Genomic DNA, 25,451 nt, shown 5'->3' with positions numbered 1-25,451 from the left:
ACGGATCGGGTTCAGCCGGCATTCTCAGCCGCGTGACGCCGGCGGCGCAACAGCGCCGCCACCATGATCGCCACGACCACAAGGTTGAGCGCCAGCGCGCCGACACCGAGCGCATTCACGCCGTGCCACAGGCCGACGATCTCGAACGGTACGTAGATCGCCCCGCTGACGGCGGCCAGCAATTCGGCCCACGCCGCGTGGCGATAGAGACCCCAGGCCTCGGCGAAGCGCAGGGCGGCATAGCCCGCCGCACCGGCCGCAAGCAGCGTGAGGTTCGTGTTGTCGAGATGGGTGGCCGCGTCGACGAAGATGTGCGGATAGGTGGAGGCCGGATTCAGGTGCAGATGCGCCAGAAGACGGAGGGCGGCGTCGTGCAGGCTCGCGTGGACCCACAGCAGCAGGCCCGACGCGCCGATCAACGCCACTACACCCTTCAGGGCCTCGAAGGTGGCGACGACCGCGAGCGCTCGCCGGTCTCGCGAGGTGGGTGGGTGCATCGATGCCGGCTTACCCGGGCTGATGGCTGACGATACGGAACGTGGTGCCATCGCGGTTACGGAAAGGCGCGCCGTCACGGTGAGCGGGTTTCTCCGGGCGCAGGCCAGGCGGGACGTCGCAGCGGCTGCCCTGGCGCAGCGAATCGAAGACCGGCCGGTAGAAGATCATCGCGTGTTCGAAGTCGGACACGCCGACCATGACACGGGAAAACATCACGTCGCGCCTCAGCCGCCGCTGATCACCGCGTCCGGAATCCGGTAGTGCTCGTAGTCATTCACGTCGACCAGCCACACATCGCCCTCCCGCCCGGTTTGCAAGCGGGCATCGCCGTCGGCGCTCACCGTGCCACCGACGAAGCGGAGCACGCGCCGGAGGCCGCCGGGCGGTGTCACGTGAACTTCGGCGTTGCCGGGCGCGCCGCGGATCACGCCGAACTCGCACTGGGCGGACGCAGCGGGCGCCGCGCCCATCGAACAGGGGACCTGACCGGTGGCATGGTAGGAGGTGCCGGCGACCCGGGCATCGCCCGCCGGCGCACGGTCCAGCGAGGGTGCGCTCTGTCCGCGGCCGGTGATACCGACGGTCAGCGTGTAGAGCGCCGTCTCGTTGCGGCGCGCGGCACTGCGCATCAGATAGACCCGCACCGTGTACTCCCCATCGGACGCCAGCTGACCGGTCCATTCCGTACCCTGGGTGGAGCCGATGAAGATCGCTTCGTCGCGCGAACCGGGTGGCAGCACATTGAAGTAGTTCGCCGTGTGGCCGGTCTCGAGCCTGACGCTCAGCGTCTGTCCGGCGCGGGCCCGCAGGCGGTAGTCGACGATGCGGTCACCCTTGAGTGTTCCGGTCAGCGTGGCCGACGAAGCACCCTTTGCGAAACGCACCGGAACGGATTCGACAGCGCCCGCGGCCCAGGCGCCGGCCGGGAGCAGGGCGCACGCAATCACGAAGCGGACGAACAGACTCCCCATCGCAAATTTCCTCCTCACTGCTGGAAATCGGACTGACCGGAACGGACACGACGCGCTGACGGACGGACCGCCGCGACGCCGATGAGCGCGCCGCGGCCGGTACCACGGGTCAGCAGTTGCCCTTCTTCGCCTGACCCGGCGGACAGAAGCCGCCGCCCGAGCCGCTGCGACCCGGATCGACGATGACGGCACCCGACGGCGTGTAGACCGCGCAGCCGACGAGGGACGACGTGAGCACAAACAGGGCGATCAGTGGCTTCATATGTTCAGTTTTTCGGAGTGTCGATGCGCGCCAGTGTAGCCGCGACTGGCGGTGCGCAGACGTCGGGTAGGACGCGCCTGACACGGTACCGTTCTCGGGCTGCCATCACTCCGTTGCGGTTGGTGAGAGTGTGACTGATCGCAGGCTACCCGCCGCTTCGATCACCGGAAAGCGGCCGCGCATGAACGCGGCCAGGACTCAGGGCGAGAAGAGAAACAAGGGGTAACGAGCGATCGGGACGCCTTGAATGCGCATCACGCTGGAAGAATGCGTCGTCCGTACCCCTTTTCTTCTTTTGTATGACCAGAGCGTACAGACAACTCAGATGAACCTCGTCAGGTGATCGGACTGGAAGAGGCCCTTTCTTCCGAGTTCCAGCAGCCAGCGCGTCCACAGGCCGGGTGAATCAAGCGGTTGGAGGGGCAGGCCTTCGAAAGATTCGACCACTACATCCTGTAGCCAGGGGCCTGACGGGGAAAAGGTGGCCGCTTCCGCCGGAATATTCACGACAAGCTGGCCGACTTCGACGAGTTCATCCGTGCCGATGTCCCAGCCTGACGTGAACACCGCGAAAGTGATCTCGTTGTCCGTACTTGTCTGCTTGAGCAGCTGCATGAAGTGGCCGCGGGTCATGGATTGGTCAATTCTCAGGCGCCTGCCAGTGCCTTTTAGAAGATGGGGAAAACAAAGCCTCGAGAACCAAATTGCGGTAGAGCCTGAGAAAAACGTGGTTTGTCCCGATTAACTCTTTTCACGGCTCGGTCGTGACAGACCTCGGAGGTGGTCACCTCAGCGTACGATGTGGCGGACTTTTCCGATGATGTGGTCGGCGGGTACGAAACCCCACACCCTGCTGTCGGCACTCTGGTCACGGTTATCGCCCATCACGAAGTAGTGGTCGGGCGGCACCTCGCACGTGAGTCCGTCTGCTTCGTAGATGCACCGGTCACGATGCGGAAAGTTGACGACCATCGAGGCTGTGTCGCGAGCCTCCCGCTGCCGGATGATCGAGTATTCGATGTCGCCTTGTGATTCCACGAAGGCGCGCAGCCGCTCGGAAGTCTTCGGATCGATGAAGTCGGCTATTTGGCGCAAGGCGAGCGCCTCGCCGTTCACCACCAGACGGCCGCTCTTGTAGGTCACCTTGTCACCGGGGAGGCCGATCAGGCGCTGTGCGAAGGGCACGGATCTGTCCATCGGAAACTCGAAGACGACGATGTCGCCGCGAACGAGCGGCGAAGTGATCGGTGACCGGTGGAGGTGGACGCCGAAAATGCCGTAGTTTCCGTAGCCCCATTTCTGGGTGATCAGCAGGGCGCGCTGCGGGATGGTGGGAAGCATTGCCGACGAAGGGTGCCTGTTGGGCTCTCCGACGAACGCTCGAACCGTGATGACAATCAGGACTATCGCTGCCATCGCGCCGAGCAGGCCGTACCAGCGGCTGTAGGCGGGACGGCGCTTGCCGTCCGGATAGGTCCTCGCAAGATGGTAGGCGTGTGCCGCGCACGCGAGAAGGATGGCGAACTGGATCAACGCGATCAGGTTCTCGCCGGACGGGGCGCGGGAATAGATCGCGCCCAACACGCCCATCGTCAGGGCGAGCAGGAAGTAGAAGAGCGCCCACCCGGGCCGTGCGACATAGAGCATGGCCCCCGGCTGCAGGAATACCCCCAGCAGCACAGCAACCCAGCGATTCGGTTTGACGTTCATCGCATCGATTTCCTGTTTGTTGGTATGCGTTCCCCGAAACCGGACCTCGCTATCGCCCGTGTGATGCCTTTACTCCCGAGGTCGACGTCCCGTTCGAATAGTGGAAGGCGCCGAATGGAGCTCAGCTTCGTATCGCACCGAGGTGGGCGGGAAGCTTCGATCAACAGCCGTATCCGGATGCCGACAACATGACGGCGAACGCTACCAGAGGCGCGAAGAGGATGCCATAAGGATTTCAGCCCGAACCGTGCAGCGGGATCGATTGATCCCGCTCACTCCGCCAGCGGCTCCAGCAGCGCCGCCAGATCGTTCTCGCCGAATTTCTCCAGCGCGGCTTCGTCGTTGCCGAGGATGCCTTCGGCCAAGGCGGCCTTCTTCTCTTGCAGGGCGACGATGCGCTCCTCGATGCTGCCGGCGACGATGAGCTTGTAGACGAACACCGGCTTGTCCTGGCCGATGCGGTGGGCGCGGTCACTGGCTTGGTTTTCGGCGGCAGGGTTCCACCAGGGGTCGTAGTGGATGACGGTGTCGGCGGCGGTGAGGTTGAGGCCGACGCCGCCGGCCTTAAGGCTGATCAGGAACACCGGCACGGTGCCCTCCTGGAAGCGGCGGACGACGGCTTCGCGGTTCTGCGTGTCGCCGGTCAGCATGACGCAGCCGATGCCGGCTTCGACCAGCTGTTCGTGGATCAGGTCGAGCATCCCGGTGAACTGCGAGAACACCAGCACCTTGCGGCCTTCTGCCAGCAGGTTTTCCAGCATGTCCATCAGCAGATCGAGCTTGGCGCGCTCCTTCACGCGCGCGGCGGCGTCGGACTTCAGCAGGCGCGGGTCGCAGCACACCTGGCGCAGCTTGAGCAGCGCGTCGAGGATGACGATGCGCGCGCGGGCGAAACCGCGGCTGGCGATCTCGTCGCGCACCCGCTTGTCCATCGCGGCGCGCACGGTTTCGTACAGGTCGCGCTGTCGGCCGGTCAGTTCGACCGTACGCAGCACTTCGGTTTTCGGCGGCAGATCGGCGGCGACGTCGTCCTTGCGCCGGCGCAGGATGAAGGGCGCCACGCGCCGCGCCAGCAGCTCGCGGCGGATGGGGTCGCCGTGCTTCTCGATCGGCGTGCGCCAGCCGCGGGTGAAGTCCTTCTGTTCGCCGAGGAAGCCGGGCAGCAGGAAGTCGAACTGCGCCCACAGTTCGCCCAGATGATTTTCCAGCGGCGTGCCGGTCAGGCACAGCCGGTGCCGCGCGCGCAGCAGGCGCACCGCACGGGCGGCCTGGCTGCCCGCGTTCTTCACCGTCTGCGCTTCGTCGAGGATGAGCAGGTGGTAGTCGTGCGCGGCCAGCTTTTCGTGGTCGCGCCACAGCAGCGGATAGGTGGTGAGGCAGACGTCGTGCTCGGGTACCTGGGCGAAGCGCTCGCCGCGGTCGGGGCCGTGCAGCTTGAGCACGCGCAGTTCCGGTGCGAAGCGGGCGGCTTCGCGCTGCCAGTTGAACACCAGCGAGGTGGGCAGCACGACCAGTGCCGGGCGGTCGAGCCGGCCGGCGCGCTTTTCGGTCAGCAGGTGGGCCAGCGTCTGCGCCGTCTTGCCCAGTCCCATGTCGTCGGCCAGGATGCCGCCGAGGTCGTGCGCGCGCAGGTGCTGCAGCCAGGCCAGGCCTTCGCGCTGGTAGGGGCGCAGTTCGATGCCGAAGCCCTCGGGCGCGTCGACCGGCGCGACGCCGTGCATGCCGCGCAGACGTTCGACCCACTGTTCGAGCGGTTTGAAGCCTTCGCGCGTCCACTTCGCGTCGAGCGCTTCGGCCAGCCGCGGCGCGTCCATGCGCGACACCTGCAGCGCGCCGCCGGCCGGGCTGTCGAACAGATCGACCAGCGTGCGCGCCAGCGGCTTGATGCGGCCGGCCGGCACGATGATGCGTTCGCCTTCGGCGGTGAACAGGTCGGTGGTGTCTTCGTCGCGCATGCGGTCGAGCGCGATCGGGTCCAGCCAGCGGCCGTCGCGTTTGAACAGCGCGTGCAGCAGCGGCGCCAGATCGAGGCGGCGGCCGCCGACGTCGATGCCGAGCGACAGTTCGAGCCAGCCGTTCTCGTTCTCGTCCAGTTCGGCGTGCCATTCGTCGACCACCAGCACGCGGTGGCGGAAGTCCGGCGGGCACTCGATCTGCCAGCCGGCGCGCGTAAGGCGGCCGGCAGCGTCGCCGAAGAAGCGTGCCCAGGCCTCTTCGCTCTCCAGCCCCAGCGCGCCAACCGGCAGCGATTCGTACATCTGCAGCCAGCGCGCCTGCACCGGCGCGAATCCGACTTCGCCGAGCAAGGCCAGCGCCGCCTGTTCGGCCGCGCTGTCGCGCTTCACGCGCACCGCGCGGCCGTTGGGCAGCGTCGCCAGGTCGGAGCTGTCGGTGGCGGCGAACTTCGCCTGGCCGTAGCTGAGGGCGACGGTGGCGATGTCGTACAGCGCGTGGCCGAGCGCCTTGTCGTAGCGGCGGTGCGGCTTCACGTGCCATACCGGCAGGCTGGCGAACTTCAGTACCGGGCGCAGCGCCTCTTCGATCAGCGGCAGGCTGGCGGCATCGCGGCCCAGCGGCGACGGCAGCGCGGGGGCGGCCTGGGCCAGCGCCTCGGCCACCAGCGGCAGTTCGGCGGTGGTGAGCAGCGGCAGTTCGAGTACCGCCTGCACTGCCTCGCGCGCCGGGTGGGTGATTTCGCCAGCCCGTCCGCGGGCGACGTCGAGATACCAGGGCGGGTCGGTCGGCAGCGTCCAGTCGGCCGGCGGCGTGCAGGCGAGCAGGGCGCGCACGCCGAGCTTTTCGGTCTGCCATTCGAGCTGACCGGCGCGCGCTTCGCCCGGCTTCAGCGGACGCGCGTCGTCGCTGCCCTCGTCGGCGCGCACGAAGCAGCGGCCGGTGTCGAGCGCGGCGCGCAGCACGGCGAGGCCGTCGGCGCCGCGCAGTTCGAACGGCACGAACACGCTGGTCGCGCGTTTGCGGATGGCGTCGCGCAGCGTGCGGAACACCGGCAGGTCGTTGTCCTGCACGAAGGCGGGCGGCTTCAGCAGCGCCTGCTCGAAGTTGAACCAGGGCTGGCTGTCACCGCCCGGCGTGCTGTCGCGGCCGGCGCGGTCGGTGAGTTTGGCCTTGAGCAGGCGCAGGTCGGCCGGCTGGCTGCCGCGCGGTGTGATCAGATAGGCGATCGACTCCTTCGGTGCGGCGCGCTTGCGCGAGGTACCCGTCGGTTCCTCGCTCAGACGCTTCTGCAGCGTCTGCGCCCAGCGCAGCACCTCGGCGCGCGGGCGCTCGATCAGTTCGCCCTGCTTCTTCGCCGCCAGCAGCAGGCCGACCGCGTGCTTGCAGCGGTTGCCGACCGGGCAGGAACAGCGGGTGGCGATTTCCAGCGTGCGCTCGCCGAAGTATTCGCGCCGCTCCAGCCGCACCGTCACCTGGTAAGGCTGCGGCCGGGTGCCACGCACCAGAGCGCGCAACGTCGGCCCCTGCACGTCGATGTCGCCGACCCGCGTCACGTACTGGCTGCCGCGCACGATGGTGTCTTCGGAGAACATTTCTCCGAGCATCCGGTTGTCGAGCTGGGACAGCAGGCGGGTCAGTTCCATCGCGGGCGAGGCACGGCAGCCAAAAAAATGGACGCAGGATTGTAAACCCTGCGCCCCGTCGTGCCATGAAACTGCGGTGTCAGCTGCGCGGCCGGATGCCCCGGTCGTGTGCGGTCAGCGCCGCCGTCGGTGTCCAGCTGACGTGCTGGTGCAGCAGGCCGGCGGCGCCGCGCGCCCGATCGGGGTCGCGCGCCACCACGGCCACGATGCCCTGACCCCCGGCTTCAACATGCACCCCCATGCCGCGGTATTGCGTGGTCAGCGTGCGCACGCGACTGTCCTTCTGCGGCATCAGCAGCACGGTGGCCGGACCGTCCGGCGTGTCGAACACGATGTGCCAGCCGGTGCCACCGGGAACCGGGCAGAGCTTCACGTAGCGTACGGCGGCGAGCGGCACCTTCACCTCGGCGCCGAAGCTCTCCAGCACCTGGGCGACGCGCTGCGGTTCGATCAGGCGGGTGCTCATCAGCGCCTCCGGCTCGTGCATCACGTGCTCGACTGCCAGCGCGACATGTTCTCGATCAGGCGCGGCGTGCCAGTACTGCACGCCCAGTCCGAGGCTGAACACGACACTGGCGGCCAATGCCCACAGCTTGAACGGCGAGCGGGTGCGCGCCCGGCTGCCGACCAGAATGCGCTCGGCCAGGCCGTCCGGTACGTCGATCGCCACCGTCTGCTGCAGCATGCGTTCGCCGGCGTTCACGCGGCGCGAGAAGGTCTGGCAGGCCGGGCAGGCGATCAGGTGTTCCTCGGCTGCCTCGGTCAGGCGGCGCGGGTCGGCCAGCTTTTCGCGGCGGAAGTCGATGCAGTTGAAAGTCATGTTCTTGTCGTCGAAGCTGCTCACGATTCGGCCCTCCGCGCCGGCTGGCCGGTCAGTGCGCCGCGCAGCGCCTGACGGGCGCGGGTCAGGCGGGTCATCACCGCACCTTCGGTGGTGTCCAGCATGTCGGCGATCTCGGCGCACGAAAAGCCGCCCAGCGCCTGCAGCACCAGCGGTTCGCGCAGCGTCAGCGGCAGGCTGCCGAGCAGGTTTTCCATTTCGAAGAGCTCTATCGGTTCGTGGTCGGCGGCGATCTGCAGGTCTTCCAGTTCGACGTCGACATAGTCGAACTGCTTGCGCTCGTACAGCCGCGCGTGTTCGCGGCGCACGATGGTGATGAGCCAGCTCTTGGTGGCGGCGGAGTCCTTGATGTCGTCCCACGATTTCCAGGCGCGGGCGAAGGTTTCCTGTACCAGGTCCTCGGCGACGAACTTGTCGCGGCACAGCCACCAGGCGAAGCGGTACAGATCCGGGCTGAAGGCCCGCACCGCCTGTTCGAAGCTCTTCCGTTTGCTGAATCCGAGTATCACGACATGGTCCGTGGTGTGCGCTGACAAGCCTTAAGACCGGGAGGTCGGGGGCAACCTTACATCGCTTCCAAGGGAAGCGCGCGCGCTCACGGGGGTTGGGGTTTGTGGGAGGGGTCTTCTGACCCCGACGACGACGGTGGTTCGCTCGTGACGGGCCTATTGAGCCATCCGCTCCAGCCAGTCGATCACCGCGGCGTCGCCGCTGAAGTCGTCGATCGAGCGCACCGGCAGGTCCGGGGCACGCTCGGCCAGCATGCGGGCGAGGGCGTTGCAGGGGCCGATTTCAAGCACGGCGTCGGGTGCGTATTCGAGCACGGTGTCCATGCAGGTCGACCAGTCTATGGTCTGCGCAACCTGGGCCGCCAGCGAGCGGACGGCATCGGCTGCGTCGCGCTGCGCGCGGCCGTCGATGCCGGCGATGACCGGCACGGACAGGCGGCCACTTGCCCACGGTGCGAGCGCTTCGGCCAGCGGCGCCTGCGCGGCGGCGAGCAGCGGGGTGTGCGACGGCGTGTGCACCGCGAGACGCACGCAGCGGCGGGCGCCGCGCGCGGGCAAGGTGTGTTCGAGCTCGGTCAGTGCGACGCTTGCGCCGCCGACGACGAAGTGGGCGTCGCCGTTGCGGATGGCGATGCTGCAGCCGCTGCCGTCGAGCGCGGTGCGCAGCGCTGATTCGGTCAGGCCCTGCACGGCGAGCAGGCCGGACGGATGCGCGGTGGCGGCGTCCATCAGTGCGGCGCGTCGGGCGGCGAGATCGAACCAGTCCTTCGGTGGCAGCCCGCGGGCGATCGCAAACGCGCTCAGTTCGCCCAGCGAGTAGCCGGCGAACAGCAGCGGCCTCGGCAGCCGCGGCGCGAGTCCGCGCCAGCGCAGTGCCTGCAGCGCGCTGATCACGACCTGCGCGGTGACGTTGCTGGCCAGATCGTTGTCGCGCAATGCGTCGAGCGCCGGCAGCCGGGCGCGCGTGTCCGCGTCGGCGCGCAGTTCGGACAGATGCTCTGCCGTCTGGCCGCCCTGACCGCTGAACAGCACGACCAGCCTCACGCCGCACCCTCCAGTTCGTGCAGGAACAGCGTCACCGCCAGCAGATCGGCCGCGCCGCCGGGGCTGAGCCGGCGGGCGACGAAGGCCGCGTGCGTGGCCTGCGCCTGTGCTGCCCAGTCGTCGGCGAACACGCCGCCCGCTTCGACGAAGGCACGCGCCGCGCCCTGCGCGAAGTCGAGACCGATGCGGCCGCCGCGCCACAGCAGATTGCTGTCGTCCAGCCGCGAGATCAGCACGAACAGCGCCTGCACCGCAGCGCGGGTTTCGCGTGCGTCGCCCGGCGCGGCGAGTACCCCGCGCAGCGCCGGCAGTGCGGCGTCGATCACGTCGGGAAAGCCGGCGGCAGCCTGTTCGCGCGCACCGGTCGTGCCGTGGCGGCGGGCGACGCGCAGACCGTGGCTGTCGGCCAGCGGCGTGCCGTCGGTCGGGCGCGCGGCGAGGATGTCGGCGCCCCAGCAGCGGGCGACGATGTGCGCGACGTGCTCGGCGCGTATCGTTCCGCCCTGCGTCGCGATACGCCCGGCCGCGGCGCACAGCAGGCCGAGGTTGAAGATGGCGCCGCGGTGCGTGTTGATGCCGCCGGTGGCGGCCAGCATCTGCGTCTCGGCGGCCAGCCCGAGCGACTGCAGCGTGGCGAAGCCGGCGCCGTCGGCTCCGGCGCGGGCGATGTCGCGGAAGTAGTGGCGCAGCGCGAACAGGCTGCGGAAGAAGGTCGACATGTCCATGTCGTCGTGGCTGCCGTTGTCGGCCGGGTTGACCAGGCCGGGCTTGGGAGCGAGCGCCACTTCGCGGTAGAGGCTGCGCACGGCGAGCCGGCCGATGCGCTCGCAGTCGGCGACGGGGGCGGGCGTGATCCGTGCCGGTGCGTTCATGCGGCGCGGCTCCGGGCCGGCCACAGCGCAGCGACGTCGATCAGCGCGACGCCGTCGTCCGACTTCGCCAGCACGCGACGCGGCCCGCGGCCGTCGAGTGCGGCCGCCAGCTCGCGCCAGGCCACCGCCTGTGCGCCGCAGCGGATTTCACCGTCGAGGCGCAGCGGGCTGTCGGTGGTCTGCAGCAGTGTGAGCAGTGCGTGCAGAGCGCCGCTGTGTTCGATGTCGAACAGCAAGTCGAGGTCGCTGTCGGTGCGCAGACAGGGTTCGCCGCTGAGCGACTGCCACAGCAGCGAACCATAGACACGCGGCGTGACGCCAAGGGCGGTGCACTGCCCGGCCAGCGCATGCAGCGACGATCGGTACGCGGCGGGCAGTGCGTCGAGCAGCGACGCGAGCTGCGGCAGCGGTGTGCCGCGTTCGACGTCGGCGCACGCGGCGACCAGCGACACGCGGCGGCGTTCGCCGGTGCCGGGCAGGGTAAGGCCGAGGCGCACGCGGTCGGCCGGCAGGTCGTCGCTGCGTGCACAGACGAGCGGTCTGCCGGCCTTGCGCCACGCGAGGACATCGTCTGCGGCAGCTGCGCTGCAGGCGGCGAGATCCACCTCCGCGCCGGCACGCAGCCAGACCAGGTCGTGACGGCGCAGGCGGACCATGGTCAGGCGTCGAGCGGGACGCCGGCGACGCGCTCGGCCACCGGCTGCGCCAGCGTGCGGCCGCCGCGTTCGCGGCCGAGTGCGGCGCGGCGGTCCTCACCGCCGGCGTCCGTGATGGCCTGCTGCAGCGCCCGTGGCCAGTCGTCGGTGTCGGACCACAGCGCGTGGATGGCGCCCATGCGCGCATAGTTGCTGGCGCCCGGCGCGAACACCGGCGAGCTCTGCGCCAGCGCTTCGAGCCGCTCGGGCGCGATCTTGGTCACGCGCGCCATCGCGCGCAGGTCCATCACCTTCACCTGCGCCTCGGGCAGCGCGCAGATGCGGTCGGCCAGCAGGCCGAAGGCGAGAAAGCCGCCGCTGACCGCTTCGCCGTGGATCAGCGTCACCAGCCGGTGACCGCGGCGGCGGGCGAGGTCGACGCAGCGCGCCATGTGGGCGAAGTAGCCGTTCAGACCGAGCAGTTCTTCGTGGCGCGACAGTGCCTGACCCTGGGTCGAGGCGATGAACACGATGGGGCGCGGGTCGCCGCTCGCCTGGTCGGCGCGCACCGCGTCGAGCACTGCCTGCGACAGCTTGAGCGCCATGTCGGTGGTGAGCGCGGCGCGGTCGCGGGTGCCGATCACGTGCACCCGGCCGGCGGCCGATTCGGCGTGGCCGGACAGGGTGTGGCCGTCGAACGCGACCGTGTGGCCGGCCGGGAACAGGCGGTCGAGCAGGGCGTTCATGCGGCCTCCGTCGGCGAAAGAGGAGTGAGCAGGCGGTTGAAATCGGCCGCGTCGAGCATCGGAATGAGTGCGGGCTCAGGCAGGCCGAGTGCGCGCCAGACGTCGAGCCCGTCGCGCGCGTCGGCGTGGCGTGCGGCGCGCTGAGTCAGCGCGCGCTGGTCGGCGTCGAGCGCGGCGAGATCGCGCGCCGGCACCGGCCGCGCGAGCAGCGAACGCGCGGCATCGCGGAAGGCGGCGATGTCGTCGTCCACCAGCATCGTGGCGTCACCCAGGCTGCGCCTGAGCTTGCCGCCGGTCACCCGCCACACCAGGGCGCGGTCCTTCGAATCGAATTCGTCCACGCCCTTTACCGTCTCGATCACTTCGGGGCCGGACAGGCCGAGCCGGCCCTCTTCCGACATGACCAGCGCGTCGCACAGCCGGGCGACGATGCCCATGCCGCCGAAGGCGCCGCACGATCCGCCGATCAGGCCGTATACCGGGATGCCTTCGGCGCGCGCGGCGAGCAGCGCGCGCATCAGTTCGGAAATGGCGATCAGGCCGGCGTTGGCCTCATGCAGTCGTACGCCGCCAGAGTCGATGGCCAACAGCACCGCCGCCGGGCGCGTACGGCGGGCGCGCTCGAACAGGCCGCGCAGCTTGGCACCGTGGATTTCGCCGACGGCGCCGCCATTGAATGCGCCCTGCTGGGCGCCGACCAGCACCGGCCGGCCGTCGAGCGTCGCTTCGCCGACCACGACGCCGTCATCGAAGGCGACCGGCAGGTCGAGCACGGCCAGGTGCGGACTGGTGAGTCGTTCGTGCGGGCCGCACAGTTCGCGGAAGCTGCCGGCGTCAACCAGGCCAGCGATGCGGGTGCGGGCGTCCGCTTCGAACCATGAATGTCGGTGCAGGCGGCTCATGCGCGGTCCTCCAGCGCTTCCAGCGCCTGATCGAGGCGCAGGCTGACGACGGCCGGCGTGGCGCCGGCGTCGTTGATGGCAAGTGCGAGGCCGCCGGCGGCGTGGCGGGCGACCGCGTCGGTCAGCACCGCTTCCCAGGTGTCGCGGAAGCCGTGCGCGGAGGTGTTCACTTCGATGTCGCAGCGGTCGGCCATGCTGCCGCGGTCGACCAGGATTTCCAGATTGCCGGATGACACGACGCCGCACAGCGCGGCAGCCGCATCGGCGCGCGCGCAGGGCGTGCTCGGCAGCGAGAGGGTGAAGCGTTCCATGTCGGGTCTCCGTTCACCAGTTGCGGAAGCGGCGGGGCGGGTCGTACAGGCCGCCGGAAGCGCGCACCAGGTCCTTGATGCTGCGCGCGGCAAGCAGGTCGCGTGTGGCGTCGCGCTTGTCGATGCCGATGTCTTCAGGGCGGCGGACGACGCCGCGGTCGCGCAGGTTCTCCACCATGCGCGCATCGCGTGCGCGGCCGACCGGCGTGTAGCCGGCGACGCCGCGTATCGCCTGTTCGCGCTCGGCGGCGCTGCGGCACAGCAGCAGGTTGGCGATGCCTTCCTCGGTCACGATGTGGGTGACGTCGTCGCCGTGGATCATGATGGGCGGCAGGTCCATGCCCATGTCCTCCATCAACTGCCAGGCGTCGAGCCTGTCGACGAAGGCCGGCGCCATGTGTTCGCGGAAGGTTTCCACCGTCTGCACCACCAGCTTCTGGCCGCGCGTGGCGATGGCGGTGCCGGCGCGTTCGCGGCCGGCGCGCAGCCAGGCCGGACTGGCGTGGCGCCGGCCGCGCGCGTCGGAGCCCATGTTCGGCGCGCCGCCGAAGCCGGCGATGCGGCCCAGCGTGGCGGTCGAGCTGTTGCCGGCGAGATCGATCTGCAGCGTCGAGCCGATGAACATGTCGCAGGCGTATAGGCCGGCGGTCTGACAGAAGGCGCGGTTGGACCGCATGCTGCCGTCGCGGCCGGTGAAGAACACGTCGGAGCGGGCGGCGACGTAGTTCTCCATGCCGACCTCCGAGCCGAAGCTGTGCACCGATTCGACGAAGCCCGCCTCGATCGCCGGAATCAGCGTCGGGTGCGGATTCAGCGCCCAGTGGCTGCAGATCTTGCCGCGCAGACCCAGCGATTCGGCGTAGGTGGGCAGCAGCAGTTCGATCGCCGCGGTGTCGAAGCCGATGCCGTGGTTCAGGCGCTGCACGCCGTATTCGGCGTAGATGCCCTTGATCGCCATCATCGCCATCAGCACCTGGATTTCGGTGATCTGCGCCGGGTCGCGGGTGAACAGCGGTTCGATGTAGTTGGGGCGCGGCGCGACGACGAAGGCGTCGGTCCAGTCGGCCGGGATGTCGACGCGCGGCAGACGGTCGAGCCGCTCGTTCACTTGCGCGATGACGATGCCGTGGCGGAAGGCGGTCGCCTCGACGATGGCCGGCGTGTCCTCGGTGTTCGGGCCGAGGTAGAGGTTGCCGTCGGCGTCCGCCGCCTGCGCGGCGATCAGGCACACGTCGGGCGTGAGATCGACGAAGTAGCGGCCGAACAGTTCGAGGTAGGTGTGGATGGCGCCGATGGCGATGCGCCGTTCCTCGACCAGTCGCGCCAGCCGGTTCGCCTGCGGGCCGGAGAAGGAGAAGTCGAGCCGGTTCGCGATGCCGCGCTCGAACACGTCGATGTGCGCAGGCAGCGCCAGCACCGACTGCACCATGTGCAGATCGTGCAGGCGCTCGGGCGAGCAGTCGGCCAGCGATTCGGCGAGAAAGTCGGCCTGCTTCTGGTTGTTGCCTTCGAGGCAGACGCGGTCGCCCGGTTCGATCGCCGCTTCCAGCGCGGCGATGATGTCGGCCGCGACGATCTCGCGGCCGCGGGTCAGCGACGCCAGCCGTTCGAGCCGGCGCGCCCGGCGCGCCGCACGCTGATTCCAGGGCGCGCCCATGCTCAGCTCCCGTGGTAGTGGTTGGGCAGCCACATGGCGATCTCGGGCAGCAGGCACAGCAGCAGCACGGCGGCGGTCATCAGCCCTATGAAGGGCATGACGCCCCACATGATCTTCTTCAGCGGAATGTCCGGCGCAATGCCATTGATGACGAAGATGTTCAGACCGACCGGCGGATGGATGAGGCCCATTTCCATCAGGATGGTCATGATGACGCCGAACCAGATCAGATCGATGCCGTGGGCCTTCAGCGCCGGCAGCACGATCGGGGTCACCATCAGGATGATGGCAACCGGCGGCAGGAAGAAGCCCAGCACCAGCAGCAGCGCGCACACCGCGACGAAGAAGCCCCACTTGCCCAGCGGCAGCGTCACCAGCCATTCCGCGGCGGACTGGGTGATGCTCAGATTGCTCATGACCCAGGTGTAGAGGAAGGACATGCCGATGATCATCATGATCATGCAGCTCTCCTTCACCGTGCCGTTCAGGATGACCTTGAGGTCGGACCAGCGGTAGCACTTGTAGATGGTCATCACCATCAGCAGCGAGAAGAAGGCGCCGATGCCGGCCACTTCCGACGGCGTGGCCCAGCCGCCATACAGCGCGATCATGACGATGGCGATCACGGCGAGGAAGGGCGCGAAGCGCGGCAGCGATTCCAGCCGCTCGGCCCAGGTGTAGTGCTCGTCCTGGAGCAGCGCGTGCGAACTGTCACCGCCGCTGGCGGCCGCTGCTCTCAGCGCGTTCTTCTCTTTCGTGTATTTCCACATCACGTAAAGCGCGAACAGCACGGTGAGCAGCAGGCCGGGGCCGACGCCGGCCATGAAGAGTTTGCCGATCGACTGCTCGGCCGCCAGGCCGTAGAGGATGAGGGTGAGGCTGGGCGGGATGAGGATGCCCAGCGTGCCGCCGGCGGCGATCAGGCCGGTGGCCAGGCCCTCGGAATAGCCGCGCGCCCGCATCTGTGGAATGCCCGAACTGCCGATGGCCGAGCAGGTGGCCGGGCTGGAGCCGCACATCGCCGCGAACACCGAGCAGGCCAGCGTGTTGGCCACGCCGAGGCCGCCAGGAATGCGGTAGAGCCAGCGGTTCAGTGAGGCATAGAGGTCCTCGCCAGCGCGTGATTTGCCGATGGCGGCACCCATCAGTACGAACAGCGGGATGGTGAGCAAGGTGAAGTTGTCCAGCTCGGCGTAGATGGTTTCGGTCACCAGCGCCAGCGACGACAGCGGCATGAAGGCGACCATGAACACCACCGCCACGCCGCCGACCGCGAACGCTATCGGCATGCCGGAGAACAGTGCAATGAAGGTCGCCGCGGCGAACAGCAGCGAAAGGGTGAGCATGTCCATTTCAGGCCTCCTTGCGGCGCAGATTCTGCAGCGCCAGTTCCAGCGTCAGCGTGGACATGCCGAGCGCGACGAAGAAATACGGTATCCACAGCTTGGGTGCCCACATTGATGAGCTGGTCTTGCCGTCCACCCATGCTTCGTGGAAGAACTGCCAGGCGTTCCAGGCGACGAAGGCGCAGAAGGCCAGCGACAGCAGGTCGGCGAGATGTTTGCGCAGCATGTTTACGCCGTGCGGCAGCAGCGATTCCATCGCCTCGATGGTCACGTGGCTGCGTTCGTTCTGGGTGTGAGCGGCGCTCATGAAGGTCGAGATGATGAGCAGCATCACGCACAGCTCGATTTCCCAGTCGGTCGGCCACTTGAGCCAGTAGCGCACGGCGACCTGCCAGACCAGGATCATCGAGCTGGCGATGATGACGATGCCCGACGTGTAGGCGGCGAGCCGGTTGAACCGGCGCAGCGCGCCGGAGATCAGCGAGAACATGGCGTTTCCTCCGCGTTCGGTGGCTTACTTGACCGAAGTGGCCATATCCATCCAGCGCTGTCCGTCCTTCACTTTGTCGGCGAAGTCCTTCCAGGAGGTCTGCTGCGACAGCGCCTGCCACTTGCGGAAGGCGGCCTCGTCCATATCGGCCACCTTGACGCCGGCCTTGGCGAACACTTCCGCCGCGCGCTCGTCGTCCTTCTTGGCCTCTTCCATCGCGAACTTCTCGAGGCTCAGACCGACCTCGACCATCACCTTTTGCTGTTCCGGCGTAAGCTTCTTGAACACGTCATTGGAAATGAGCAGCGGCTCGAACATGTACCAGAAGCTGTACTTGCGGCCGGACGTGAAGGACTTCGACGTCTCGTACAAGCGGAAGCTGATGTGCGAGGTGGACGAGGTCAGGGCGGCGTCGAGGACCTTGGATTGCATGCCGCTGTAGATTTCGTTCGACGGCACGTTGGTGATGGCGGCACCCGCGCCCTTCAGCATCACGTCCATTTCCTTGCTGCCACCGCGGAACTTGACACCCTTCACGTCGTCAGGCGCCACCAGCGGCTTCTCGGTCGACGAGGCGATGCCGCCGGCCTGCCACACCCAGGTCAGGATCTTGAGACCCTTTTCTTCGAGGTGCTTCTCAAGCTGCTGCCCGATCGGCGAGGTGCGCCAGCGCAGGCCCTGCTCGTAAGAGGTGATCAGGCCCGGCATCAGCGTCAGGTTCACTTCCGGCACCTCGCCGCCGCCATAGGCCAGCGGAAGGACCGACATGTCCAGCACGCCCTTGCGCAGCGCGCCGAACTGGGTGTTGGTCTTCATCAGCGAATTGCCGGGATAGACGGTGATCTTGACCTGACCCTGGGTACGCTTCTCGACTTCGGCGGCAAACTGCTTGGCGAGGCGGTCGCGGAAGTCACCGTCGGGTGTGGTGGCGGCAGGGAACTGGTGCGAAAGCTTCAGGGTGGTCTGGGCAAACGCCGGCTGGGCGGCGCCCAGGCCGAGGGCCAGCAGGGATGCAGAAAGGGTGGTCGCGACAAAGCCGCGCAGGACGGAACGGCGCTGGGATTTCATGCAAGTCTCCTCCAGTCGATTGGATGCATGGTGGTGGTGCCGCACCCCCTTGTTTTGTGCGGTGGGGGCTGATACGCGGCGGATACGTCAGATCAGTTCTTGTATGTAGAAAAGTCAAACGTGTATACACGATAGGATTCGGTGTATTCAGAGTCAAGCTTTGTCTATACTTTTTTGTAATGAGCAAGGAGCCCGACATGGACCACGCCCCGGCGCCACTGCGCCTGTCCGAACAGCTGTGCGAAAAGATCGAGGAACAGATCGTCACCGGCGCGCTGCGCCCTGGTGCCCGGCTCGACGAGCAGGAGCTGGCGGCTGAATTCGGCGTGTCGCGCACGCCGATACGCGAGGCGCTGATCCAGCTGGCGTCGGCCGGTCTGGTCGATACGCGCCCGAGGCGGGGCGCGGTGGTGGCCGAGATCGAGCCACACCGCCTGTGCGAAATGTTCGACGTGATGGCCGAACTGGAGGCGATGTGCGCCCGGCTGGCGGCGCGCCGCATCACCGAGGATGAGATCGCGTCGCTGCGCGCGGCGCACCAGGCCTGCGAGGCCGCCCGCGATGCCGACAACCCGGACGCCTACTACTGGCTCAACGAACTGTTCCACCGCCAGATATATATGGCGAGCCACAACGGCTTCCTCGCCGAACAGGCGATCAGCCTGCACCGCCGGCTGCGTCCTTATCGCCGGCTGCAGCTGCGCGTGCGCAACCGGATGAAGGTTTCGTATTCGGAGCACCAGTCCATCGTGGATGCCATCGTCGCTGGCGAGGGTGATCTTGCGGCCGACCGCATCCGCGGCCACATCCAGGTGCAGGGCGAGCGCTTCACCGACCTGGTGGCGTCGGTCAGGCAGCTGAGCGCGGCCGGCGCCTGACGCACAGCTGCGGTGCCGCCTTGTACAAGGCCACGCCGCACGCCATAATCCGCGGCATGCGCCCGACGATCATCATTGCCGCCCCGTATTCCGGCCTGCGCTGGCGCAAGCCTGCCGCCTGAACCGCCCTCCCTGCACGCCCTGCGTGCGCCCCAGCCCTCCCTTCACCATCCGCCCGTCGTCGCCGGCCGTGTCTGTCCGTGCGCCGGGCGCCGCGAAGGTTGAGAATGCTCCGAAACACGGCCATCGGAAGAAGCCACCATGCTGTTGATGATCGACAATTACGACTCCTTCACCTACAACCTCGTCCAGTACTTCGGCGAACTTGGTGAGGACGTGCGCGTGTTCCGCAACGACGAGATCACGCTGGAACAGATAGACGCGCTGAAGCCGGACCACATCGTGGTGTCGCCCGGCCCCTGTTCGCCGAACGAGGCAGGGGTGTCGGTGCCGCTGATCAAGGCCTTTGCCGGCAAGTACCCCATCCTCGGCGTCTGCCTCGGCCACCAGAGCATCGGTGCGGCCTTCGGCGGCGACGTCGTGCACGCCAAGGTGGTGATGCACGGCAAGACGGCGGCCATCCACCACCTCGACAAGGGCATGTTCCGCGGTCTGCCGAATCCCTTCACCGCCATCCGCTACCACTCGCTGGCGGTGTCGCGCGACACCTTGCCGGACTGCCTCGAAGTGACCGCCTGGACCGACGACGGCGAGATCATGGGCATGCGGCACAAAACGCTGGCCATCGAGGGCGTGCAGTTCCATCCGGAATCCATCCTGACCGAGCACGGTCACCAGATGCTGAAGAACTTCCTCGACGAGTGGAGGGCCGGCGCATGACTTTTTCCCCGAAACAGGCGCTCGAGCGCGTGATCGAGCACCGCGAAATCTTCCGCGACGAGATGACCGCGCTGATGCGTCAGATCATGACCGGCGAGGTGTCGCCGACGCTGATCGCCGCCATCCTGATCGGCCTGCGGGTGAAGAAGGAAACGGTGGGCGAGATCGCGGCCGCGGCGCTGGTGATGCGCGAACTGTCGATGAAGGTGCCGGTGGACAACACCCAGACACTGGTCGACACCTGCGGCACTGGCGGCGACGGTGCGCACACCTTCAATATTTCTACCGCGTCGATGTTCGTCGCCGCGGCGGCCGGCGCGCGCGTGGCCAAGCACGGAGGGCGCGCCAGTTCGTCGCAGAGCGGTTCGGCCGACGTGCTGGAAGCGCTGGGCGTCAATCTGAACCTGACGCCGGCCCAGGTTTCGACCTGCATCGAACAGGTGGGCGTCGGTTTCATGTTCGCGCCCAATCACCACAGCGCGATGAAGCACGCGGCGCCGGTACGGCGCGAACTGGGCGTGCGCACCGTGTTCAACATCCTCGGCCCGCTGACCAATCCCGCCGGGGCGGCCAACCAGGTGATGGGTGTGTTCCACGCCGACCTGGTCGGTATCCTGGCGCGCGTGCTGAAGGAACTGGGCTCGCGCAACGTGATGGTGGTGCATGGCCGCGACGGGCTGGACGAACTGTCGATCAGCGGCGACACCTTCGTCGGCGAACTGCGCGACGGCGAGGTGAAGGAATACACCGTACATCCGTCCGACTTCGGGCTGGCGGTGCACGCGCTGGACACACTGCGCGTAGCCGACGTGCAGGCTTCGCGCGACATGCTGCTGGCTGCACTCGACGGCACGCTTCCGCCGGCGCGCGACATCGTGCTGCTCAATGCCGGCGCCAGCCTTTACGTGTCGGGCGTGGCGGACAGCCTGCGCGACGGCGTCGAACGGGCGCGCGAAGCCATCGAATCCGGCGCGGCGCGGCAGCGTCTCGACAAGCTGGTCGAGCTGTCGCGCTCGTTCGCGAACTGAGGCCGCCCATGTCCGACATCCTGCAGAAGATCCTTGCCACCAAGCGCGACGAAATCGCCAACGGTCTTGTCGCGGAGACGATGGCAGCGCTGCGCCTACGTGCTGAAGAGCAGCCGCCGGCGCGCGACTTCGTCGCTGCGCTGAAGACGCGCGTCGCCGCGAAGAAGCCGGCGGTGATTGCCGAAGTGAAGAAGGCCAGCCCGTCCAAGGGCGTGCTGCGCGCCGACTTCCGGCCGGCCGACATCGCCCGCTCGTACGAGGCCGGGGGCGCGGCCTGCCTGTCGGTACTGACCGACCGCCAGTACTTCCAGGGCAGCCCGGACTATCTGGTCGAAGCGCGCGCCGCCTGCAGCCTGCCGGTGCTGCGCAAGGATTTCATCATCGACCCGTATCAGGTGGTCGAGGCGCGGGCGATGGGCGCGGACTGCATCCTGCTGATCGTCGCCGCCTTCCTGCCGCCCTCGGGCGAAGCCGACGCGGCGCAGCAGGCCTGCGCGGTCGCCGACATGCGCGCACTCGAGTCGCTGGCGACGGAACTGGGCATGGCGGTGCTGGTGGAAAGCCACGACGCCGGCGAACTGGATCTCGCGCTGCAGCTCGATACGCCGCTGATGGGCATCAACAACCGCAGCCTGCGCACCTTTGAAGTGTCGCTGGATTTCACGCTGTCGCAGCTTGAGCGCATTCCGGCCGACCGCGTCGTAATCACCGAAAGCGGCATCCTCGCAACGGAACACGTCGCGGCCATGCGGGCCCGCGACGTGCATGCCTTCCTGGTGGGCGAAGCCTTCATGCGCGCCGCCGACCCGGGGGCCGAGCTGGCGCGCCTGTTCGACATCGCCTGAGCGGACTCAGCCGCGCGTCGCCTCCGGCGCGCGCGGGCCGTCGCCGTGGCGGTGCTTGCCGTGGTGGCCGTGGCGGCCACCCATGCCGGCCAGCGACTTGGCCGCCTCCTTGCGTTGTGCCGGCGTCAGCACTTCGGCCAGATCGGCCATCGTGCGTGTCATTACCTTCGACGCTTCGTCCATCTGAGCGTGGCGGGCGGCACGCTGCTGCTCGATCTGGCCGCGGTCTATCGTGTCGGCCGACAGCAGCGCCAGCATCTGCTGACGGTCGTCGGCATGACCGGCGTGCAGTTTCCTCATTTCCTCGCCGGACGCCTTGACGATCTCGCGGGCGCGCGCCTTCTGTTCCTCGCTGGCGCCGACCTTCGTGAATACGCGCTCGACCATGTGTTCCATGCGCTTGCCCATCGCTTCCGGCCCGTGGTGGCGCTCACCGTGCTTGACCGGGTGGGCACCGCCCTCGGCGCCCGGATGGGCCTGTGCCGGCAGATTGACGGCAACCAGTCCGGCCAGCGCACCAGCGGTGGCAAGACCGGCAAACCAGCGGCCGCGGACAGATGATTTTTCAGGGGTTTTCATGTTCGGGTTCTCCGTTCGCCGGAACGCTCCGGCAGCGAAGCCAGCTTGTGCCGCTGCTGTGAACCCCGATTTCGAGTGGCGTAACCATTTGTAAAGGTTGACGCCCCGAATGCGATTCCGGCACCGGCGTTCGAGTTGCGGGCGAAATGGGCGACGTTGCTCTGCAACGACGGCGTGACCCACGCCGCATCCCAGTATTGGCGCGGGTTTCCGTCGATTTGCTGCGGTATGATCAATCGCAGATACCGTCTCAAGAACGGCCGATAAACCAAAGAGGTCAGCGCCGGGCTCAGGCCCGGCGTCCAATAACATCGTCCAGTCCGCATGACAGCCCCCGCCGCCCGCGCGATCGACTGTGCCATGCTGTCCGGTCTGCCTTCGCTGCCGCTTCTCGCGGACGTGGCACTCGGACTGCGTGCGCTGCCGGCCGGCGTTCCGTCCCTCAATACGCTGTTGCGCCACGATCCGGCCTGGGTGCTGCGCCTGCTGCGTGCATCGCAGCTGATCGCCACGCCCACCGGCGATGGCGGCGCCGGACGGCGCATCGACGCGGTCATCGACGCTTGCGGACATGCGCTGATACAGGTGGCGCTGCTCGACGGCCGCGCGCGCGTCCAGCGCAGCGGCGTCGATCTTGCCGGGCACCATGCGTTCTGGGCGCACTCCATACTGAGCGCCGAAATCGCCCGCGAACTGGCCGTTGCGGGCGGTCGCTGCGATCCGGACGAGAGCTTCATCGCCGGCCTGCTGCTCGACGTCGCGTTGCCGCTGCTGGCGGCGGCACCCGGTGGTGGCGAGCGGCACGCGCACCGGCCGACGGAACACGAACTGGCCGCGTTCGAAACCGCCTATGGCGGCGAACATCACGGCGAGGTCGGCGCCGCGCTGCTGTCTGCCGAATGGTCGGCCGGACTGGCGGATGCGCTGCGCTTCTCCCACGCTGACGGCGCGCTCTTCGCCGATGCGCCCGAGCACCTGCGCCTGGCGCGCGCCGCCGAAGAACTGGCGGGTGGCGGTGCCGCCGACACGACGCAGCAACGGGCGCTCGCACAACGCCTGACCGGGCTGGCGGCCGATGCGCTCGACATCGCGCTGCAGGCGGCGCACAGCCGCGCGTTCGAACGCTGCCGGTTGGTCGAGGTGGACGCTGCCGACACGCTGCTCCCGGCCGGTGCGCCCTATCGTCCGACCTTCGCCATCACCGACGCGCAGCCGGACGACAGCGCCGCGCTGACCGGCTTCGCGCGCGCCGGGCTGTTCGGCCAGGTGTATGCGCGGGGCGACGAGCCCGCGCTGTGGACCATGCTTAAACTGGCGTCGGCCTTGCTGCTCGACCTGCCGGCGCCGCAGATACTCCGAGCCGGGCAGGGCGGCAGCGCCTTCACGCCCATCGCGGAGCAGGGCGATAACGTTCAGCGCATCGACCTCGGGCAGGCGGGGCTGGAAGGCGTGTGGCACCAGCTGTCGTCCGGCGCGGCCTGGCTGTGCAGCGACGCGCGTGAAGCCGCTGCGCTGCCGGTCAGCCTGCAGCGCCTGCTGCGCGTGTCGCCCGGGCAGACCGGCCTGATTCAGCCGCTGTGCAGCGAAGCCGGCGTCGAGGCGCTCGCGCTCTACCACTTCCCGGCCAGTCTCGCGCCCGCGCTGATGCGCCGCAGCGACGAACTGCGTGCGCTGGCCGACGGGGCCGGGCGGGCCCTGCACCAGCAGCAGCTGCGTCTGCGCGAACTGGACGAACTGCGGCAGGGCATGGCCGAGCAGTACGCCGTGCATGCGCGCCAGTTGCGCGCCGACCTGCACACGCCGCTCGGCCTGATGCGGCACCAGATCAAGTCGATGCGCCTGAAGATGGGCGCCGATTCGATGGTCGATTCCGAACTGACGGTGTTCGGCGACCAGATCGAACGCATCGACACCGTGCTGCGTCAGTTCGAGGGCCGTCCGCCCGACGTGTCGGCCGACGCCCAGCGCATCGACCTCAATCAGCTGATGGAACAGACGGTGGCGGAGGTCGAGGAGCGCGTGCTGCGGGCCCGCTCGATCTCGACCGAACTGCATCTCGACGCGGCGCTGCCGCCGCTGCACCTGCCGCTCGGCGTGCTGCGCGAGCTGCTGCACGCGCTGCTGGCAATCAGCGCCGAACAGGTCGGCACCTCCGGTCGCATCGCGGTCAGCACGGCCGAAGGTCTGAACCTCAATGGCTCGCTGTTCGTCGAGGTCCGGGTACGCGATTTCGGCCGCGGCATGGACGCCGGGCGGGTGGCGGCGCTGTTCGCGCCGGACGGGAGCGGCGCCAAGCAGGCGACGCCGGCGCACGCACTGGCGCTGGCCCGCTCGCTGGGCGGTTCGCTGTCGTGCAAGAGCGCGGTCGGTCAGGGCACCGTGTTTCAGCTGCTGCTGCCGCGCACGACCCGTCGCCCGGCAGCGGCGGGGGGCGTTTCGCTCTGACCGTCAGGCCGCCTTCCAGCGGCTGTTGGCGTTCACATGCTGGGCGAGGAAATCCATCTGGTCGGCCAGGATGTTGCGGTTGCTGAGGATGAGGTACTCGGCCTTGTTCGGCACGTAGGGCGCGTACATCAGCTGCATCCGCGCCTGCTCCGGCGTGCGGCCGCTCTTGCGCTGGTTGCAGGGCCGGCAGCAGGTCACCACGTTCATCCACAGGTCGCGGCCACCCTGCGACACCGGCACGATGTGGTCACGCGTCAGCTTCTGGTACGAGAACTCGCCGCCACAGTAGCCGCAGATCGAGCGGTCGCGGTGGAACAGTTCGCGGTTGTTCAGCGGCGGCACGGCCGTCTGCAGCTTGTGTGCGTGGCTGCGTCCCTTGATCGCGATGATGCTGTTGGTGCGGATGAAGGACTGTTCGCCAGTGACGCGATTGATGCCGCCGCGGATTTCGAACTCGTGACTGCCGGCCACCCAGGCCACCAGATCCTTGGAGTGATAGAACACGGCATGCTGCCAGCTGACCCAGCGGTGCGGTACGCCGTTGGCGTCGAGGGTCAGTATCCACGGGTGCGACGGGCGTCGCACTTCGTGAACTATGCTCCGGGGTGGGTGCTCCAGCATGATCGTCTTACGCGTCCTCGGTCTGAAATCGGTCAGTCGAAGTGAAACGTGTGTCGTCACGCATCCGCCCGGCGACGCGGGAAACGTTGCCGCGCAAGGTGCTCGGACACTTTAGCAAAGGAAGATGAATTTGCAACCGCGTCAATCGTTTGCGACGCATCGTTCCCTCGGCTGTGCTCTGGCGCTGTCAGCCCTGCTGCACCTGCTTGTTTTCTGGCCGCTGCCGTCCGTGGCGCCGCAGCCCAGCCAGCGCGTGCTCCGGCTGACGCTGAAGCCGGTCGGCCAGAGCGCCTCGCCGGCGGAGGACAGCGCGACTGTGGAGACGGACGTGGTGGCGGACGAGCCGCGCGCGGCGCCGGTTTCGGCGACGGGCACCACCGTCGCGGCTGCGCGCATGCCGCCGCCGGTCGCCGAGCCAGCGTTGCCGGCACCGGGCGAGGACGCGTTGCGGGCGTTGCGCTACGCGCTGGCGCGTGTGGTCGTCGCCGATGGATGGGCGACGGAGCGGCGCGCCGCGTCGATGTCGGTGCAGTTGCACGTACTGGCGCGGCGGGTGGTCGGCGTCGACCTGGCGCGCAGCAGCGGCCGTGACGAGGTCGACGCGGCGGTGCTGGCCGCCTTCAAGGCAGCGGCCGGGCGGGCCGTAATACCGACGTCGCTTCCGGCGCACGGGTTTACCGTCGAACTCGAGCTGGAAGCGGGAGATGCCGCCCGTTCCGATGATGCCGAGCCACCGCTACCCGGTTGAACCCTC

27 protein-coding genes are annotated in these 25,451 nt (G+C 68.2%); 6 read left to right on the top strand and 21 right to left on the bottom strand.

Annotated elements, in window-relative coordinates; all coding sequences use genetic code 11:
- Positions 1-11 precede the first annotated feature (11 nt).
- The 19 genes from AC51BJ_RS05765 to dctP all read right to left on the bottom strand — a co-directional run bounded on the left by AC51BJ_RS05765 (position 12) and on the right by dctP (position 17,461).
- Entirely contained in the window at positions 12-497 is a 486-nt protein-coding gene (locus AC51BJ_RS05765; protein WP_496279609.1) for a DUF2127 domain-containing protein, read from the bottom strand.
- Between the two features lie 10 nt (positions 498-507).
- The gene (locus AC51BJ_RS05760) at positions 508-711 is read right to left on the bottom strand and encodes a hypothetical protein (protein ID WP_430434840.1); all 204 of its coding nucleotides are present in this window, start codon (positions 709-711) and stop codon (positions 508-510) included.
- 11 nt (positions 712-722) lie between these two features.
- A complete protein-coding gene (locus AC51BJ_RS05755) occupies positions 723-1,469 on the bottom strand; it encodes a hypothetical protein (RefSeq protein ID WP_496279608.1) in 747 nt (248 codons plus the stop codon).
- A 109-nt stretch (positions 1,470-1,578) separates the two neighbouring features.
- A complete protein-coding gene (locus AC51BJ_RS05750) occupies positions 1,579-1,731 on the bottom strand; it encodes a hypothetical protein (RefSeq protein ID WP_430434838.1) in 153 nt (50 codons plus the stop codon).
- Positions 1,732-2,052: 321 nt separating this feature from the next.
- A complete protein-coding gene (locus AC51BJ_RS05745) occupies positions 2,053-2,364 on the bottom strand; it encodes a hypothetical protein (protein ID WP_496279607.1) in 312 nt (103 codons plus the stop codon).
- Positions 2,365-2,520: 156 nt separating this feature from the next.
- On the bottom strand, positions 2,521-3,441 hold the full coding sequence (gene lepB / locus AC51BJ_RS05740) for a signal peptidase I (RefSeq protein ID WP_496279606.1): 921 nt from the start codon (positions 3,439-3,441) through the stop codon (positions 2,521-2,523).
- Between the two features lie 272 nt (positions 3,442-3,713).
- Positions 3,714-7,040: a DEAD/DEAH box helicase gene (locus AC51BJ_RS05735; RefSeq protein WP_496279605.1), complete on the bottom strand. Its 3,327-nt coding sequence runs from the start codon at positions 7,038-7,040 to the stop codon at positions 3,714-3,716.
- 79 nt (positions 7,041-7,119) lie between these two features.
- Complete coding sequence (locus AC51BJ_RS05730; RefSeq protein ID WP_496279604.1) at positions 7,120-7,884, bottom strand: DUF3379 family protein; 765 nt, start codon at positions 7,882-7,884, stop codon at positions 7,120-7,122.
- Positions 7,881-8,390 carry a sigma-70 family RNA polymerase sigma factor gene (locus AC51BJ_RS05725; protein WP_304029985.1) on the bottom strand — a complete coding sequence of 170 codons (510 nt, stop codon included), beginning with the start codon at positions 8,388-8,390 and terminating at the stop codon, positions 7,881-7,883. The genes AC51BJ_RS05730 and AC51BJ_RS05725 overlap by 4 nt, the downstream gene beginning before the upstream one ends.
- A gap of 156 nt (positions 8,391-8,546) precedes the next feature.
- A complete protein-coding gene (locus tag AC51BJ_RS05720; RefSeq protein ID WP_496279603.1) occupies positions 8,547-9,434 on the bottom strand; it encodes an acyltransferase domain-containing protein in 888 nt (295 codons plus the stop codon).
- A complete protein-coding gene (gene mdcB / locus AC51BJ_RS05715) occupies positions 9,431-10,306 on the bottom strand; it encodes a triphosphoribosyl-dephospho-CoA synthase MdcB (protein ID WP_496279602.1) in 876 nt (291 codons plus the stop codon). The genes AC51BJ_RS05720 and mdcB overlap by 4 nt, the downstream gene beginning before the upstream one ends.
- Positions 10,303-10,962 (bottom strand): malonate decarboxylase holo-[acyl-carrier-protein] synthase, encoded by a 660-nt coding sequence (gene mdcG, locus AC51BJ_RS05710; protein ID WP_496279601.1) that lies wholly within the window; start codon positions 10,960-10,962, stop codon positions 10,303-10,305. The genes mdcB and mdcG overlap by 4 nt, the downstream gene beginning before the upstream one ends.
- A gap of 2 nt (positions 10,963-10,964) precedes the next feature.
- Positions 10,965-11,687 carry a biotin-independent malonate decarboxylase subunit gamma gene (gene mdcE, locus AC51BJ_RS05705; RefSeq protein WP_496279600.1) on the bottom strand — a complete coding sequence of 241 codons (723 nt, stop codon included), beginning with the start codon at positions 11,685-11,687 and terminating at the stop codon, positions 10,965-10,967.
- A complete protein-coding gene (locus AC51BJ_RS05700; RefSeq protein WP_496279599.1) occupies positions 11,684-12,589 on the bottom strand; it encodes a biotin-independent malonate decarboxylase subunit beta in 906 nt (301 codons plus the stop codon). Before AC51BJ_RS05700 ends, mdcE begins: the two co-directional genes overlap by 4 nt.
- On the bottom strand, positions 12,586-12,900 hold the full coding sequence (gene mdcC, locus AC51BJ_RS05695; RefSeq protein WP_496279598.1) for a malonate decarboxylase acyl carrier protein: 315 nt from the start codon (positions 12,898-12,900) through the stop codon (positions 12,586-12,588). Before mdcC ends, AC51BJ_RS05700 begins: the two co-directional genes overlap by 4 nt.
- Before the next feature lie 13 nt (positions 12,901-12,913).
- Positions 12,914-14,557 carry a malonate decarboxylase subunit alpha gene (gene mdcA / locus AC51BJ_RS05690; RefSeq protein ID WP_496279597.1) on the bottom strand — a complete coding sequence of 548 codons (1,644 nt, stop codon included), beginning with the start codon at positions 14,555-14,557 and terminating at the stop codon, positions 12,914-12,916.
- Between the two features lie 2 nt (positions 14,558-14,559).
- Complete coding sequence (locus AC51BJ_RS05685) at positions 14,560-15,909, bottom strand: TRAP transporter large permease (protein WP_430434826.1); 1,350 nt, start codon at positions 15,907-15,909, stop codon at positions 14,560-14,562.
- A 1-nt stretch (position 15,910) separates the two neighbouring features.
- On the bottom strand, positions 15,911-16,393 hold the full coding sequence (locus tag AC51BJ_RS05680) for a TRAP transporter small permease (protein WP_430434825.1): 483 nt from the start codon (positions 16,391-16,393) through the stop codon (positions 15,911-15,913).
- A 24-nt stretch (positions 16,394-16,417) separates the two neighbouring features.
- Entirely contained in the window at positions 16,418-17,461 is a 1,044-nt protein-coding gene (gene dctP, locus AC51BJ_RS05675; RefSeq protein ID WP_496279596.1) for a TRAP transporter substrate-binding protein DctP, read from the bottom strand.
- A 197-nt stretch (positions 17,462-17,658) separates the two neighbouring features.
- Between dctP and AC51BJ_RS05670 the strand changes: the two genes are divergently transcribed.
- The 4 genes from AC51BJ_RS05670 to trpC all read left to right on the top strand — a co-directional run bounded on the left by AC51BJ_RS05670 (position 17,659) and on the right by trpC (position 21,052).
- Positions 17,659-18,339, top strand: a complete 681-nt coding sequence (locus AC51BJ_RS05670; protein WP_304002046.1) for a GntR family transcriptional regulator — start codon at positions 17,659-17,661, stop codon at positions 18,337-18,339.
- A gap of 261 nt (positions 18,340-18,600) precedes the next feature.
- Positions 18,601-19,179, top strand: a complete 579-nt coding sequence (locus AC51BJ_RS05665; protein ID WP_019917246.1) for an aminodeoxychorismate/anthranilate synthase component II — start codon at positions 18,601-18,603, stop codon at positions 19,177-19,179.
- Positions 19,176-20,207, top strand: a complete 1,032-nt coding sequence (trpD, locus tag AC51BJ_RS05660) for an anthranilate phosphoribosyltransferase (RefSeq protein WP_496279595.1) — start codon at positions 19,176-19,178, stop codon at positions 20,205-20,207. The genes AC51BJ_RS05665 and trpD overlap by 4 nt, the downstream gene beginning before the upstream one ends.
- A gap of 8 nt (positions 20,208-20,215) precedes the next feature.
- Positions 20,216-21,052, top strand: a complete 837-nt coding sequence (gene trpC / locus AC51BJ_RS05655; RefSeq protein WP_496279594.1) for an indole-3-glycerol phosphate synthase TrpC — start codon at positions 20,216-20,218, stop codon at positions 21,050-21,052.
- A 6-nt stretch (positions 21,053-21,058) separates the two neighbouring features.
- Here trpC and AC51BJ_RS05650 read toward each other — a convergent pair whose 3' ends face one another.
- Positions 21,059-21,631: a Spy/CpxP family protein refolding chaperone gene (locus AC51BJ_RS05650; protein ID WP_430434761.1), complete on the bottom strand. Its 573-nt coding sequence runs from the start codon at positions 21,629-21,631 to the stop codon at positions 21,059-21,061.
- A 324-nt stretch (positions 21,632-21,955) separates the two neighbouring features.
- Here AC51BJ_RS05650 and AC51BJ_RS05645 point away from each other — a divergent pair, with 324 nt between their 5' ends.
- Entirely contained in the window at positions 21,956-24,076 is a 2,121-nt protein-coding gene (locus AC51BJ_RS05645) for an HDOD domain-containing protein (RefSeq protein ID WP_496279593.1), read from the top strand.
- 3 nt (positions 24,077-24,079) lie between these two features.
- Here AC51BJ_RS05645 and AC51BJ_RS05640 read toward each other — a convergent pair whose 3' ends face one another.
- Entirely contained in the window at positions 24,080-24,661 is a 582-nt protein-coding gene (locus AC51BJ_RS05640) for an HNH endonuclease (protein WP_020165490.1), read from the bottom strand.
- A 160-nt stretch (positions 24,662-24,821) separates the two neighbouring features.
- Between AC51BJ_RS05640 and AC51BJ_RS05635 the strand changes: the two genes are divergently transcribed.
- Entirely contained in the window at positions 24,822-25,445 is a 624-nt protein-coding gene (locus AC51BJ_RS05635) for a hypothetical protein (RefSeq protein ID WP_496279592.1), read from the top strand.
- Positions 25,446-25,451 lie beyond the last annotated feature (6 nt).

Source organism: Methyloversatilis sp. S146-33 (assembly GCF_059552495.1).
This window is presented reverse-complemented; position numbering and strand designations above follow the sequence as displayed.

What these genes read in the sequence shown, in the direction of transcription:
- AC51BJ_RS05765 (WP_496279609.1), bottom strand. Translation starts at nt 497, where the DNA reads ATGCACCCACCCACCTCGCGAGACCGGCGAGCGCTCGCGGTCGTCGCC.
- AC51BJ_RS05760 (WP_430434840.1), bottom strand. Translation starts at nt 711, where the DNA reads ATGTTTTCCCGTGTCATGGTCGGCGTGTCCGACTTCGAACACGCGATG.
- AC51BJ_RS05755 (WP_496279608.1), bottom strand. Translation starts at nt 1,469, where the DNA reads ATGGGGAGTCTGTTCGTCCGCTTCGTGATTGCGTGCGCCCTGCTCCCG.
- AC51BJ_RS05750 (WP_430434838.1), bottom strand. Translation starts at nt 1,731, where the DNA reads ATGAAGCCACTGATCGCCCTGTTTGTGCTCACGTCGTCCCTCGTCGGC.
- AC51BJ_RS05745 (WP_496279607.1), bottom strand. Translation starts at nt 2,364, where the DNA reads ATGACCCGCGGCCACTTCATGCAGCTGCTCAAGCAGACAAGTACGGAC.
- lepB (WP_496279606.1), bottom strand. Translation starts at nt 3,441, where the DNA reads ATGAACGTCAAACCGAATCGCTGGGTTGCTGTGCTGCTGGGGGTATTC.
- AC51BJ_RS05735 (WP_496279605.1), bottom strand. Translation starts at nt 7,040, where the DNA reads ATGGAACTGACCCGCCTGCTGTCCCAGCTCGACAACCGGATGCTCGGA.
- mdcB (WP_496279602.1), bottom strand. Translation starts at nt 10,306, where the DNA reads ATGAACGCACCGGCACGGATCACGCCCGCCCCCGTCGCCGACTGCGAG.
- mdcG (WP_496279601.1), bottom strand. Translation starts at nt 10,962, where the DNA reads ATGGTCCGCCTGCGCCGTCACGACCTGGTCTGGCTGCGTGCCGGCGCG.
- mdcE (WP_496279600.1), bottom strand. Translation starts at nt 11,687, where the DNA reads ATGAACGCCCTGCTCGACCGCCTGTTCCCGGCCGGCCACACGGTCGCG.
- AC51BJ_RS05700 (WP_496279599.1), bottom strand. Translation starts at nt 12,589, where the DNA reads ATGAGCCGCCTGCACCGACATTCATGGTTCGAAGCGGACGCCCGCACC.
- mdcC (WP_496279598.1), bottom strand. Translation starts at nt 12,900, where the DNA reads ATGGAACGCTTCACCCTCTCGCTGCCGAGCACGCCCTGCGCGCGCGCC.
- mdcA (WP_496279597.1), bottom strand. Translation starts at nt 14,557, where the DNA reads ATGGGCGCGCCCTGGAATCAGCGTGCGGCGCGCCGGGCGCGCCGGCTC.
- AC51BJ_RS05685 (WP_430434826.1), bottom strand. Translation starts at nt 15,909, where the DNA reads ATGGACATGCTCACCCTTTCGCTGCTGTTCGCCGCGGCGACCTTCATT.
- AC51BJ_RS05680 (WP_430434825.1), bottom strand. Translation starts at nt 16,393, where the DNA reads ATGTTCTCGCTGATCTCCGGCGCGCTGCGCCGGTTCAACCGGCTCGCC.
- dctP (WP_496279596.1), bottom strand. Translation starts at nt 17,461, where the DNA reads ATGAAATCCCAGCGCCGTTCCGTCCTGCGCGGCTTTGTCGCGACCACC.
- AC51BJ_RS05670 (WP_304002046.1), top strand. Translation starts at nt 17,659, where the DNA reads ATGGACCACGCCCCGGCGCCACTGCGCCTGTCCGAACAGCTGTGCGAA.
- AC51BJ_RS05665 (WP_019917246.1), top strand. Translation starts at nt 18,601, where the DNA reads ATGCTGTTGATGATCGACAATTACGACTCCTTCACCTACAACCTCGTC.
- trpD (WP_496279595.1), top strand. Translation starts at nt 19,176, where the DNA reads ATGACTTTTTCCCCGAAACAGGCGCTCGAGCGCGTGATCGAGCACCGC.
- trpC (WP_496279594.1), top strand. Translation starts at nt 20,216, where the DNA reads ATGTCCGACATCCTGCAGAAGATCCTTGCCACCAAGCGCGACGAAATC.
- AC51BJ_RS05650 (WP_430434761.1), bottom strand. Translation starts at nt 21,631, where the DNA reads ATGAAAACCCCTGAAAAATCATCTGTCCGCGGCCGCTGGTTTGCCGGT.
- AC51BJ_RS05645 (WP_496279593.1), top strand. Translation starts at nt 21,956, where the DNA reads ATGACAGCCCCCGCCGCCCGCGCGATCGACTGTGCCATGCTGTCCGGT.
- AC51BJ_RS05635 (WP_496279592.1), top strand. Translation starts at nt 24,822, where the DNA reads ATGAATTTGCAACCGCGTCAATCGTTTGCGACGCATCGTTCCCTCGGC.